Origin of the sequence: Nostoc sp. (assembly GCF_036917235.1) — a bacterium.
Classification (GTDB): domain Bacteria; phylum Cyanobacteriota; class Cyanobacteriia; order Cyanobacteriales; family Nostocaceae; genus Nostoc.
In genome coordinates this window covers 36,122-48,562 of sequence record NZ_JBALDU010000033.1, presented here as the reverse complement: position 1 = coordinate 48,562, position 12,441 = coordinate 36,122, and the positions used below count along the sequence as shown (strand labels likewise).

The 12,441-nt window shown below is 40.6% G+C and carries 12 protein-coding genes and 1 tRNA gene; 9 read left to right on the top strand and 4 right to left on the bottom strand.

Translation table 11 applies throughout. From position 1 onward, the window contains the following. Positions 1 to 55: 55 nt before the first annotated feature. Positions 56 to 688: a bifunctional 4-hydroxy-2-oxoglutarate aldolase/2-dehydro-3-deoxy-phosphogluconate aldolase gene (locus V7K44_RS10430; protein WP_334931179.1), complete on the bottom strand. Its 633-nt coding sequence runs from the start codon at positions 686 to 688 to the stop codon at positions 56 to 58. 230 nt (positions 689 to 918) lie between these two features. Here V7K44_RS10430 and V7K44_RS10425 point away from each other — a divergent pair, with 230 nt between their 5' ends. The 5 genes from V7K44_RS10425 to V7K44_RS10405 all read left to right on the top strand — a co-directional run bounded on the left by V7K44_RS10425 (position 919) and on the right by V7K44_RS10405 (position 6,386). After that, a complete protein-coding gene (locus V7K44_RS10425) occupies positions 919 to 1,185 on the top strand; it encodes a hypothetical protein (protein WP_334931177.1) in 267 nt (88 codons plus the stop codon). 568 nt (positions 1,186 to 1,753) lie between these two features. Beyond that, a complete protein-coding gene (locus tag V7K44_RS10420; protein ID WP_094348080.1) occupies positions 1,754 to 2,026 on the top strand; it encodes a GlsB/YeaQ/YmgE family stress response membrane protein in 273 nt (90 codons plus the stop codon). A 425-nt stretch (positions 2,027 to 2,451) separates the two neighbouring features. Next, positions 2,452 to 4,020 carry a DUF262 domain-containing protein gene (locus V7K44_RS10415; protein WP_334931175.1) on the top strand — a complete coding sequence of 523 codons (1,569 nt, stop codon included), beginning with the start codon at positions 2,452 to 2,454 and terminating at the stop codon, positions 4,018 to 4,020. A gap of 486 nt (positions 4,021 to 4,506) precedes the next feature. Next, positions 4,507 to 5,334 (top strand): metallophosphoesterase, encoded by an 828-nt coding sequence (locus tag V7K44_RS10410; protein ID WP_334931173.1) that lies wholly within the window; start codon positions 4,507 to 4,509, stop codon positions 5,332 to 5,334. Between the two features lie 218 nt (positions 5,335 to 5,552). Then, the gene (locus V7K44_RS10405; RefSeq protein ID WP_334931171.1) at positions 5,553 to 6,386 is read left to right on the top strand and encodes a metallophosphoesterase; all 834 of its coding nucleotides are present in this window, start codon (positions 5,553 to 5,555) and stop codon (positions 6,384 to 6,386) included. 614 nt (positions 6,387 to 7,000) lie between these two features. On the opposite strand, the gene V7K44_RS10400 is transcribed toward V7K44_RS10405, so the two are convergent. From V7K44_RS10400 to V7K44_RS10390, 3 genes are all read right to left on the bottom strand, one after another. Next, a complete protein-coding gene (locus V7K44_RS10400; RefSeq protein WP_334931169.1) occupies positions 7,001 to 7,756 on the bottom strand; it encodes a hypothetical protein in 756 nt (251 codons plus the stop codon). A gap of 319 nt (positions 7,757 to 8,075) precedes the next feature. Then, entirely contained in the window at positions 8,076 to 8,129 is a 54-nt protein-coding gene (locus V7K44_RS10395) for a hypothetical protein (protein WP_334931466.1), read from the bottom strand. A gap of 117 nt (positions 8,130 to 8,246) precedes the next feature. After that, positions 8,247 to 8,858, bottom strand: a complete 612-nt coding sequence (locus V7K44_RS10390; protein ID WP_334931167.1) for a J domain-containing protein — start codon at positions 8,856 to 8,858, stop codon at positions 8,247 to 8,249. A 29-nt stretch (positions 8,859 to 8,887) separates the two neighbouring features. Here V7K44_RS10390 and V7K44_RS10385 point away from each other — a divergent pair, with 29 nt between their 5' ends. From V7K44_RS10385 to V7K44_RS10370, 4 genes are all read left to right on the top strand, one after another. Beyond that, a complete protein-coding gene (locus V7K44_RS10385; RefSeq protein WP_334931165.1) occupies positions 8,888 to 9,985 on the top strand; it encodes a tocopherol cyclase family protein in 1,098 nt (365 codons plus the stop codon). Between the two features lie 33 nt (positions 9,986 to 10,018). Further along, positions 10,019 to 10,092, top strand: a tRNA-Arg gene (locus V7K44_RS10380). Positions 10,093 to 10,502: 410 nt separating this feature from the next. Beyond that, positions 10,503 to 11,033 (top strand): YdcF family protein, encoded by a 531-nt coding sequence (locus tag V7K44_RS10375; protein WP_334931163.1) that lies wholly within the window; start codon positions 10,503 to 10,505, stop codon positions 11,031 to 11,033. A gap of 150 nt (positions 11,034 to 11,183) precedes the next feature. Next, complete coding sequence (locus tag V7K44_RS10370) at positions 11,184 to 12,347, top strand: GuaB3 family IMP dehydrogenase-related protein (protein ID WP_334931161.1); 1,164 nt, start codon at positions 11,184 to 11,186, stop codon at positions 12,345 to 12,347. Positions 12,348 to 12,441 lie beyond the last annotated feature (94 nt).

The window sequence follows — 12,441 nt, the reverse complement described above, 5'->3', positions numbered from 1 at the left end:
TATTTCCATATCTATTACTTTAATAGACGTGAATGTTTGATGATTTGATTCTAAGTTAACCTAACTGTTGCATTAGGTTTTTTGCCTGAGTTGCGATCGCTGACCAATTTCTCTCTATGACAAGCTTTTGGGGAAATAATTCCCCGCTCAAACCGACAGCGATCGCTCCAGCTTGCAAAAATTCTTTGGCATTTTCTAGAGTCACGCCGCCAGTAGGAATTAAGGGAATCTCACCCAGCGGCCCTTGCAAACTTTTGATATAGTTAGTCCCTCCCACTGCCTGCACCGGAAACACTTTTACACAACTAGCGCCCTGACTCCAAGCGGTAACAATTTCTGTAGGAGTCATAGCTCCTGGTATGATCGGCACATTTTTTTCTTGTGCTGCTCGAATCATTGCCGAATCAACATGGGGTGTAAAGAGGAATTGCGCCCCAGATGCGATCGCTTCTTCTAGCTGCTGCACATTGAATAGCGTACCAGTACCAATGATACAGGCTGGTAATTCCGAACGTAGTTGACTGATTAATTCCCCAGCGCGATCGCTATTCCAGGTAATCTCAATTAGCTGCATTCCCCCAGATGCTACAGCCATTGCCATTTGCTGTCCCAATTCCATTTGGGGGGCGCGGATGACTGCGATCGCTCGATGTTTTTGCAACTGTGATAACCAAATTTGATTAGGCATTTTAACTGGGAATTGGGGACTGGGAGTAGGGACTCGGACTAGAGAATAGTTTTCAATCTAGTAAATACCTAATTTTTAATACTAATGCCCAATTCCCGATTCATAATCCCCTTAAAACTTGCTTCTTGCATCAAGCTATGAGATATTAAACATAAATAACACTAAATCTATCGCATTGCCGTAGTTTAAGATTAAATGCCTTAGCATTTGGGTTTAAAGGAGTAATTAAAATGACAATTGCACGACAAAACACTTCTGCATCCTTAGCAATCACCATTCACGATTCCGAAAGCGTCGATATAGCTAGCTTATGGAAGCTTATGCGACTAGGTGCAAATGGATTTTGGTGGCGCACCAAGTCATATACAACGATTCTGGGCGTCATGCTGCTGACTTTAGTAAGTCTGATTTTCCTAAGTATGCATTGGTCTTACCGCAGACTGTTCCCATTGATCGGCCATCGAGTCATTGGCAGCGATCGTGGGATAAGCGATTAAAAATTAAAAGCCATATATGAGGTTGGTAGGGATAGACGATCGTCTCAATTATCTGATTTTGCTTCCTTTACATTACTTTAGAGACAGTCCTAAAAACTCAGCTTAATTCTTATAGTAGAGGAGAGAGCTAATTAAAAATGCATATACTGCAATTACCAAGCAATAGTTTATATAAGCCCCTAGTTAAAGACCTACTAGGAGCTTTTTTTTAATTGACTATCTGCCTCAAATGGGTCATATAGCAGTTGTCAGACAGCTTAGAACATTGGCAAATCGCAAGAGAGCAACTGTCACAGCTATCCATAGCGGACTTGTCATAAGCTGGATGTTAGCCGCAATATATTATCAAAAAGCTTATAGCGGTTCCCGATCTGCTGAGGTACGTTTTCAAAGCTACTAACCTTGCTCACAAAGATTTGGGTGTACCTCAGTTGCTTAGGAAACGCTATAATAGCAATTAAACTATTCCTAATGGATATTCATAATTAATTCTGATGATAGATTAAGTTAGAAATGAAGATCGTTAATATGTATTTGTAAGTCAAAAACGTTTACCAACTTAACAACAATGAATATTCTTGCTTGGATTGTTTTAGGTCTAATTGCTGGTGCGATCGCAAAAGCTATCTACCCCGGTCATCAAGGTGGCGGAATTCTAGGAACAATTGTATTAGGAATCATCGGTGCTTTTGTTGGCGGTAGTTTAGGTGTATTCTTCAGTACGGGCACTCTATCTCTAGCCGCTCCTAGTCTTAGTATTCCAGGTATTGCGGTAGCTGTACTTGGTGCGATTGTCGCAGTTTTCCTGTGGAATTTATTAACCAACCGCAGTGCTGTATAAAAAATTGCGGTAAATCAATGACAAAGATTTAGCAAATTCATTTAACTATTTTTAACTGTGAATTAAATTAAAAAAATAGCGCCAGTCTGTGATAAGTCTGGCGCTATTTTGTAATTATAGAGGTTCTCAGTAGAGTCCAATACAGACCTAACCCCAAGCTCCCTCCATTGTTAAGTGCATTACGACGTTCCTTCTAACCTCTCTACACCGTCAGGTTAGAGGGGAATTTCTGTATTAGGCTCGATTTTGGGACAGATATTGGTAAAAATTTTATAAGAAGATTAGCGATCGCTAATGACAATTGCTCATTTTCCTCAAGCCCTAAAAAACTGATCAATATTACAACGCCTTGAAATATTGCTGTTTTTAATGGGAAAACTAACTTTAGTAAAGTGCAGTCTATTACGCCACTAAAGTAGGTAAATATGAGCGCGGTTAAAATTCAAGCTACTGATTATCCTATCTCTAAAGTATTTAGCAACGATTTTGTCTTCACTATTCCTCTATATCAGCGTCCCTATGCATGGACAACTGAACAAGCTGGAGAACTGCTTGAAGATTTAATTACTGCTTTGGGAGACAGTGACGATAAAATTGATGAGATAAACCCATATTTCTTAGGAAATATTGTACTCATAAAAGGAGATAAACGAGATGCCCAAGTTGTGGATGGTCAACAGCGTTTGACTACACTTACTATACTACTAGCTGCTTTACGGACATGCGTTTCTAAAGAACACATACATATATTAACAAGATATCTTTACGAAAAAGATGATTTTGATCCTAGTGATAACGTTTACCGTTTGAATTTGCGTGAGCGAGATGCACAGTTTTTTAAGGAATATATTCAGGATGAAGGTGGAATTGAGAAACTTAAAAATTTACATAGTGCTAAACTATCAGATAGTCGTAAAAACATAAAAGAAAATACATTTTTATTTGTAAAGCGCTTACAGGTATTTACTAATAATCAGCTTTTACGCCTAACTCAATTCATCATTAAACGATGTTTTTTAGTAGTAGTTTCTACTCCAGATATTGACTCTGCATATCGAATATTTTCTGTAATTAATAATCGGGGAATGGATTTATCTCATGCTGATATATTAAAAGCTGAAATTATTGGTAAAATTCCTCTTGAACAACAGGATAAATATACTACAAAATGGGAAGAGTTAGAAGAGAAACTGGGACGTGATCTATTCAAAAGCTTATTCTCTCACATCAGAATGATTCACGTCAAATCCAAGCCCCGTGAAAGTATACTTAAGGAATTCTTAAATGATATTAAACCAATCCACGATCCTCAGCAGTTAATTGATAAAACACTGATTCCTTTCGGTGAGGCTTTTTATGACATTAATAATCAAGCTTATCACAGTGATATTTTAGCTGAAAAAGTAAACCAATTTTTTAGCTGGTTACAGCTTATTGATAATTCTGACTGGATACCTCCAGCTATTTTTTACCTTGCTCGGAATTACAGCAATCCTGAATTGTTAGTGAGGTTTTTCACAGATTTAGATCGCCTCGCTTCAGGTTTAATGATTCAACGGGCTAATATTAATGAACGCATAGAACGTTACAGCAAGTTGCTCTATGCTATCGAGATTGGAGAAGATTTGTACGCATCTCATTCACCGTTGCAATTGAAAATGGAAGAAAAGCAATATATTCTCAATATCCTGAATGATGACCTTTATTTAATGAAGAAAATTCGACTTTATGTTTTAATTCGCTTAGATACTGCATTGTCGGAAGGAAAAGCTTCGTATCACTTCCATAACATTACTATTGAGCATGTACTCCCGCAAAATCCCATTTCTAATAGTGTGTGGGAAAATTGGTTTGCCACTCAGGAAGAACGCGATCAATATGTTAATCGTATAGGAAATTTAGTCTTGCTCTCCTCCTATAAAAATAGTCAAGCCCAGAACTACGATTTTGAACTGAAAAAGCAGAAGTATTTCACTACGAAAACAGGTGTTTAAAATTTTGCGCTAACTACGCAAGTGCTGATGGAAAAGGAATGGACACCTGAAGTTATCAATAAACGGCAAGAACAACTAATTGATAGACTAAAACAAGTTTGGCGTTTACAGTAGTAAATTGCAAGTGCGTAGACCGATAGCGCAAAGTCGAAGAAACTCTATTTTTGAGTTTGTTGTTAAACGTCGCATCCAAAATTATACATAAATCTGGAAAGTGATATCTATCTTCTTTGCCAGACGTTACGCGTAGCTTGCTTCCTCATAGGGGTATGATGGGCTGCGCTTACGCACATTAACTCTAGTATTAAGTAGTATTTTTTGACAAAATAATCTAGGAGTAAATTTGTTTTTGATTTTATTAAGTATAAATACGTTTAAGTCTATAGATTTCATAAAATTCTCAATAAGTTGCACTGGTCGCTACACACAAACCAACAATGTTCAGTTAAGCTGTAAGCGCTATGATTGAGCTTTATTGAACGTTTTATGCATTGGTTGTTATCTGGGCCGTTGAGTACAGAAGCATTGACGGTTAACATTGCAGGGTTGCCTGCATCGTTACAAGGTAAAAAGCTGGTGCAGTTGTCAGATTTTCACTACGATGGTTTGCGGCTGTCGGCAGAGATGTTAGAAAAAGCGATCGCAGTTACTAACGAAGCTAAACCAGATTTAATTCTATTAACTGGTGACTACGTAACTGACGATCCGTCGCCAATTCACCAACTGGTACTTCGACTCAAACATCTGCAAAGTCGCTGTGGTATCTATGCTATTCTTGGCAATCACGATATATATAAACAGGCAAAAGCAGAAGTTACAGAAGCCCTTACTAGCATTGGAATTCACGTACTTTGGAACCAAATTGCCTATCCACTAGGAAAAGAATTACCACTCGTTGGACTGGCTGATTATTGGTCACGGGAGTTTCATCCCGCAACAGTTATGAACCAGCTAAACCCCGACACACCCTGCATTGTTTTATCCCACAACCCAGATACTGCGGAGATATTACAAAGATGGCGAGTTGATTTACAATTATCTGGTCATACTCACGGTGGTCAAATCGTGATTCCCGGAATTGGCCCTGCGGCGTTGTTTTACGAAAAGCTTGTAAAAAAAATACCCAGAAAAGTAAGGCGTCGATTCCCATTTTTAGAAGTAAATGTTTCTGTAGTCAAGCATTGGGAATGGGCGCAGGGTTTGCATCGGCTAGGTAAAAATCAGCTATATGTCAATCGTGGTTTGGGAACTTACCTCCCAGGACGCTTATTTTGCCCTCCAGAAGTTACTATAATCACTCTACAAGGTGAGTAGATAATTTCAAATTCAAAATAACAGAACGCAATCACAGCAGGTATTCTGGCTAATGAGTGCTTACAAACTTAGTCAGAACCTGCTTACTTTCATCGCAGAATTTAAATCAATGAATTAATTGTATCTGGGGTAGATGACATAAATTATTGCATTTTATCAAGTTACATTTTGATTTTTGGTAAGCTGTAAGCGCTGGTATGAGGAGTATCGGTTAACTTATGCATTGGTTGTTTACAGGACATTTAAGAGTAGATAAAATAACGGTTAAGATTGCAGAACTTCCTGCATCTTTACAAGGTACAACGTTAGTACAGTTATCAGATTTTCACTATGATGGTTTGCGACTGTCGGAAGAGATGTTAGAAAAAGCGATCGCACTTACTAATGAAGCTGAACCAGATTTAATTCTATTAACTGGTGACTACGTAACTGACGATCCCACACCAATCCATCAATTGGTGCTTCGACTCAAGCATCTGCAAAGTCGTTGTGGTATCTACGCCGTACTTGGGAACCACGATATCTATTACAGCCACTCCAAAGTAGAAGTTACACAAGCTTTAACTAGCATTGGGGTTCATGTACTTTGGAATGAAATCGCCTATCCACTAGGAAAAGAATTACCATTGGTAGGACTAGCTGATTATTGGTCACGGGAATTTTACCCCGCACCAGTGATGAATCAACTAGACTCGCTTACACCGCGCATCGTTTTATCTCATAACCCAGATACAGCCAAGATATTGCAACAATGGCGCGTAGATTTGCAACTATCTGGTCATACCCACGGTGGTCACATCGTCATTCCCGGCATTGGCCCTCTAGTACTCTATTATAAAAAGCTCCTCAAACAAATTCCCAAAAAATTGCGGCGTTGGGTAACATTTTTCTTAGGAGACTGCTCGAAAGTAGTGCGATATTGGGAGTGGGCGCAAGGGTTTCACAAGGTGGAAGAAAATCAACTATATGTCAATCGTGGTCTAGGAACTTATAAACCAGGACGGTTATTTTGTCCGCCTGAAGTGACTGTAATTACTTTAATTGGTCATTAGTCATTAGTTACTGGTTATTAATCTAAATAAATGACAAAGGACAAATGACAAATGACTAATGATAGCGCTAACCGATCGCAATTTAAATGCATAACACTCAAAGCAGAAACCGCCTGAAGCTACGATGGATAAATCTCAATAGCTTGGGGCGGTTCCTTGAAGATTGGAGAATTCAAAAATGGCTAACTTAAAATTTGGTGGACAGTATTCGCGTAGGCGTAGCCCGTCGTAGACATCGCTCTACTCAGAATTGCACATCCTTACATTCCAACTAGGCAGGCATTTTCTGGTTGTGCGTTCTAAAACCTCCAAAACAACTCATTGAACTTAAGGCAAAAACACATTCAACGGATGTCACAACCAATCATAGCGATCGCGAGAAGATTAGAGCACGAGGCACAGGCTCTAACTTGAAAGTTTTTGTTTAACTTTTAACCTGTTTGTACCTTGGTCTTAATCTAGCATTGTGTTTGTTTAGCTACAAGACACCTTTACTAAACTTGAATACCATTAATTTATCGCAACAATTCAGAAATATTGCTTAAAAATTGTCCTACTTGATAATATTGGCATTCACGCCAACATTACCAAGTGGGCTGAAAGTTCAGAAGCTTTTATTGACCAGAACCGCCTGCGGTAGAAGAACTACTATTAGATGTACTGTTTGACTGGTCTACTCCTTGAGGTGTAGTGGTTTTAGAAGTGTCACTTTTCGTACCAGGAGCAACAGTATTAGTAGAACTATCGTTCTGCGAAGCCGGAGTATTGGTAGTTGGACTCGTCGCTGGACTTTGTGTCGCTTTAGGGGCTGCCTGGGTTACAGAAGGTGCTTTTTCTGCCGCAGGCTGCTGGGGGGGAATAGTAATGTTAATATCCGGTTGGCGAGGTGCAGAGGGAGGTGTAACTTGCTGTTGGGGAACAGGAACAGGTACAGCAACAGGTACAGGGACTTCCTTAATGCTTTCGATTATCTTCGTTTGTGGTTGAGGAGATGCACTGGGAGTTGGATTACTCTTACTCGGTACAGGAACCACAACCGGCACAGCATTGTTAACTGCTGCGTTATTCTGTTGGTTGAAGTACCAAACCCCACCTATTACCAAACCAAGTAGGGAAGTAATAATAATACCCAACAGTAAACCACCACTAGCATTGTTTTCATCACGCTGGGCTAAATCTGCTTGCTGGTAGCTACGCTCAACATTTCGACCTTGTACGTAACCGTTAGTGTAAGAGTTGGGATTAGCTGTATTGTTCTTGACTGTTTCAGTGGTTCGCGTCAAGTCAGTGTGAGTATTACCATTAATATCAGTGTAAGATTCTTGCTTGACTTCACTGTTTTTGATTTCGCGTTCATTAGGAATAGACATAGCCGTTGATTTAACTCCTCAGATTAAGATATTGACGAACTAAAGCTTTGTGAAAACAAGAGGTTTTAATTAACTGAAAAATATATGTTGCTGATAAATATTGAGTCTTATTTGCTACTCAACTGTTGGTGATCTCAGAATAACCTCTGCCCTCAAACAAGTGGCTCTATCTCCAGGGAGTTAATACTTAATCTTTAGAGAGTTAATACTTAATCAAGAGAAAGAGTATCCCAAAGATGGATGTTATTAAACTGTCAGTTAATGGATTGCTCAAAAAATCTAGCAATTTGCTTCAATTCTCTAAATTTTTAATTTGTCGTTAGATATCGCATCGCCAAAGCTTGATGGTCATATCTCGACTACCGCTAACCAAAGTTTTGCCATCAGGACTGAAAGCGACAGAGTAACCCAATCTGAATGGTTATCCAAAGTATTGGAGTAACTCTAGGTCTGTGTAGCCGCCCCAAGTGTCTTAAACTATATCCACTCCTTATCTCCAACGCCGATTTAGCCGCAGTAAAGTTTTTATCCTCTGACAAAATCTTTCTACCAGAGGTCTAGGTTTTGATACATATCTAGGCGATCGCGATCTACGCGTACTTCCCGGATTTCTTAACTCTTCTTCTATTTGTGCAGCTTTATTTAAATCTGAAGCGGCTCTATATTCGTATCCCAATTGTGAGCAAACTAGCCCACGATATTTATATGCGTCAATATAGTGAGGATTGAGACGAATTGCGTGGGTAAAATCTGCGATCGCATCCTCATATCTTCCTTGTGTAGCATTTTCTACTCCTAAAGTATAGAAAGTTTCTGCATCCCAACGATTGACAGATATTTTGGGGGGATTTTTAGGCGAAGATGAAGATGGATTTTCAGGAATAGGAGGCTCAGATGGAATTTCAGATTTGAGCCTGTTGTAAGCTGCGTTGATTGATTTGATTTTTTCCTCAGCTTCCTGTTTTTGCCTTTGATCGACAAAGCGATCGGGATGCCAAATTTTCACCAGTTTACGGTAAGCTCGCTTCACCTGTGCTTGAGACGCACCGGGTTTCAGCCCAAGAATTTCATAAGCATCATTGATATCAAAGACATCGCGCATACTGAAAAAATCGGCAACTATCTAAACCTATGTTAACTATTCCCATAAATCCTCTCCAATCAACCCAAACGCCCCATTCTGGTTATCACTGGGATGGCAGTAGCCGTCGCTTCTTTGAAGGCTGGTATTACCGCGTCACGTTGCCGGAAATTGGGCAAACATTCGCCTTTATGTACTCTATTGAAGATCCCATCGGCGGTAAACCTTACAGTGGCGGTGCAGCCCAAATCCTCGGCCCAGATGATGAGTACCTCTGCCGTACTTTTCCTGATGTCAACAAATTTTGGGGTAGTCGGGATGTTTTGGGTTTAGGTCATTGGGGTAAAAATAATTTGCAAGTTTCTCCCCTATACTTACTCCCAGCAGAGTTTGAGTATCATGTCCAAGAAGGATATCAAGCTACAGCCACCTTGAATCAGGGAATAATTCGCGAACGCGCCACCAATAATTATTGCCGTTGGCAGTATGAAATTCAACCAGTATACGGTTGGGGCAATCAAAATAGCATTCAGCAATCAACCGCAGGTTGGCTGTCATTCTTGCAGATTTTTGAACCTGGATGGCAAATTTTGATGGCTCACGGTTTAGCCAGTGGGAAGATTGACTGGAATGGCAAAATTTACGAATTCACTAACGCCCCAGCCTACGGCGAGAAAAATTGGGGTGGTGCTTTTCCTCAAAAATGGTTTTGGATAAACTGTAATTGCTTCGAGGGCGAACCCGACTTAGCATTAACTGCTGGCGGTGGGCGGCGGGGTGTGCTGTGGTGGATGGAATCTGTAGCGATGATTGGACTGCACTATCAAGGCAAGTTTTATGAATTTGTTCCCTGGAATTCACAAGTAGAGTGGGAAATTCAGCCTTGGGGCAGATGGCAAATGAAAGCTAGCAACTCTAGTTATGAAATTGAATTAACAGGAACTACGGATTTATCTGGTACACCCCTACGTGCGCCGACAGCAGAAGGTTTAAGATACTGTTGCCGGGACACCATGCAAGGAAAACTAAATTTAGAGTTACGAGAACTAAATGGGAGAAAATCTAAAATAATTCTAAAAGCCGAAAGTTTTCTTTGTGGTTTAGAAGTAGGCGGCGGCTCTTGGGATAATTTTTGGCAGTCTCCCTAAAACTACTGCTATAATTATATATGCTTCGCAGTTGGGGTTGTAGCTCAGTTGGATAGAGCGGACGCCTCCTAAGCGTCAGGTCGTGCGTTCAAGTCGCACCAGTCCCGTTATCTTCAGACTATTCATATATACAGCAATTAATATAGTAAGAGCATTGCTGTGCCCCTAATAGTGGTACGCCTATTCGCCCAAGTCGGGATATCCGTCCACCCGACTGGCTGCTGATTCTGTGCAATTGAGAACTACTATATAAAGTGGTTAGAACCCTTTGATGAATCGTCCGATATCGGTTAGGATAATCCATCAATTAGAGGAAAAACTCCAGGCACGCTTAATCGCGCTGTTACACAAAAAACAACCAAATTTATATTTGGGCAGAATTTGGGCAGATTCTTTGGAAGTTTGCTACTCTACTATCAATTGTTTTTTCTTATAGCCAGAGAAAATTGTGTACTAAGTAAATCTAAGTTATTGAGCCTTGAATAAGCTACTCTTTACAAATAAATCTTTTCGTTTTATGGCTTTTGTCCTACCAATATTTATGTGGTGGGGATACAAAGAAGTACAAAACCAATCTGTGCAGCCGCAAGCAGTTGTAGTGTTAGGTGGTTCAACGAGACATTTAGAGCGAGAAAAATTTACAGCAAAATTCGTTCGCGAGCATCCAAATATACCGATTTGGATTACAGGTGGCAGTCCACGTACATTCACCCAAAGAGTGTTTACCAAAGCTGGTGTTGATCCTCAACGTTTACACTTGGATTATGAAGCAGTAGATACAGTTACTAATTTTACTACTTTGGTAGATGATTTGCAAGCTCGCGGTATTAAGAGCGTTTATTTGATTACTTCAGACTTCCATATGCGCCGGGCTTGTGTCATTGGCGAAATTATTTTGGGTAGTCGGGGTATTTATTTAAAACCAGTGCCAGTTCCTTCCGAAAAACCCCCTGAATCTATCGAAAAATCTGTTCGTGATGGAGCTAGAGCGATAATTTGGTTAGCAACTGGTTACACTGGTGTGGATGCCACTAAAAATAAACGGTAAATCAAACTAATTTTGGATTTTTAATCTGTCAAAATCCAAATGACTAATGACAACCGTCACTAGTCACTTATATGGTTCGGGAAAAAAAACACCCCAAATTTCCCCACAATTTGATACCCTAGCTTAAACAGATTTGAGTAAAGTTAAAGCGTGGAAATTCAACTTGGGCGGGGAAAAACAGCTCGCAGAGCTTACGGAATAGATGAAATTGCTCTAGCCCCTGGTAATAGAACACTAGACCCCAGTTTGGCAGATACTAAGTGGCGTATTGGCAATATTGAGCGAGAAATCCCGATAATTGCTAGTGCTATGGATGGCGTAGTAGATGTTCGTATGGCTGTACGTTTGTCACAGTTAGGAGCATTAGGTGTCCTCAATTTAGAGGGTATTCAAACTCGCTATGTTGACCCAGAGCCAATATTAGATCGGATTGCCTCTGTGGGGAAAGATGAATTTGTTGCCCTAATGCAAGAACTCTATGCCGAACCAATAAAACCGGAATTAATTGAACAACGTATTCAGGAAATTAAACAACAAGGTGGCATTGCAGCGGTGAGTGCGACTCCAGCCGGTGCAAGTAAATACGGTGAGGCAGTGGCCAAAGCTGGGGCAGATTTATTTTTTGTCCAAGCTACGGTAGTTTCTACTGCACATCTGTCACCAGAGTCTTTAGTACCACTCGATTTAGCAGAATTTTGTCGTTCCATGCCCATCCCCGTGGTGTTGGGGAATTGCGTGACTTACGAAGTCACGTTGAATTTGTTGAAAGCTGGGGCGGCTGGGGTACTGGTGGGAATTGGTCCGGGTGCGGCTTGTACTTCTCGTGGGGTATTGGGTGTGGGTGTGCCACAGGCAACTGCGATCGCAGATTGTGCCGCAGCACGAGATGATTACTACAACGAAACTGGCAACTATATCCCCATTATTGCTGATGGCGGTTTAATCACCGGTGGCGACATTTGCAAATGCATCGCCTGTGGTGCTGATGGTGTGATGATTGGCTCCCCCTTTGCGAGAGCCGCAGAAGCCCCTGGAAGAGGTTATCATTGGGGTATGGCGACTCCTAGCCCAGTCTTGCCCCGTGGGACCCGCATTCGCGTTGCTACGACTGGTAGCCTAGAGCAAATACTCATTGGCCCAGCAGGACTAGATGATGGTACTCACAATCTTTTAGGAGCCTTAAAGACCAGTATGGGCACTTTGGGAGCGAAAAATATTAAAGAAATGCAGCAGGTGGAAGTTGTGATTGCACCTTCTTTATTAACCGAAGGCAAAGTTTACCAAAAAGCTCAACAATTAGGTATGGGGAAATAAAATTTGCGACTGGGAACTGGGGACTGGGTACTAGAAAAGAGTTATTTTAATCCTAATTCCTAATCCCTAATCCCCAATAATCCTTCAATAAATT

Excerpts from the sequence above, each read along its gene's own strand:
- V7K44_RS10400 (WP_334931169.1), bottom strand. The coding sequence starts at position 7,756 with ATGTCTATTCCTAATGAACGCGAAATCAAAAACAGTGAAGTCAAGCAA.
- V7K44_RS10430 (WP_334931179.1), bottom strand. The coding sequence starts at position 688 with ATGCCTAATCAAATTTGGTTATCACAGTTGCAAAAACATCGAGCGATC.
- V7K44_RS10425 (WP_334931177.1), top strand. The coding sequence starts at position 919 with ATGACAATTGCACGACAAAACACTTCTGCATCCTTAGCAATCACCATT.
- V7K44_RS10390 (WP_334931167.1), bottom strand. The coding sequence starts at position 8,858 with ATGCGCGATGTCTTTGATATCAATGATGCTTATGAAATTCTTGGGCTG.
- V7K44_RS10410 (WP_334931173.1), top strand. The coding sequence starts at position 4,507 with ATGCATTGGTTGTTATCTGGGCCGTTGAGTACAGAAGCATTGACGGTT.
- V7K44_RS10420 (WP_094348080.1), top strand. The coding sequence starts at position 1,754 with ATGAATATTCTTGCTTGGATTGTTTTAGGTCTAATTGCTGGTGCGATC.
- V7K44_RS10375 (WP_334931163.1), top strand. The coding sequence starts at position 10,503 with ATGGCTTTTGTCCTACCAATATTTATGTGGTGGGGATACAAAGAAGTA.
- V7K44_RS10415 (WP_334931175.1), top strand. The coding sequence starts at position 2,452 with ATGAGCGCGGTTAAAATTCAAGCTACTGATTATCCTATCTCTAAAGTA.
- V7K44_RS10405 (WP_334931171.1), top strand. The coding sequence starts at position 5,553 with ATGCATTGGTTGTTTACAGGACATTTAAGAGTAGATAAAATAACGGTT.
- V7K44_RS10385 (WP_334931165.1), top strand. The coding sequence starts at position 8,888 with ATGTTAACTATTCCCATAAATCCTCTCCAATCAACCCAAACGCCCCAT.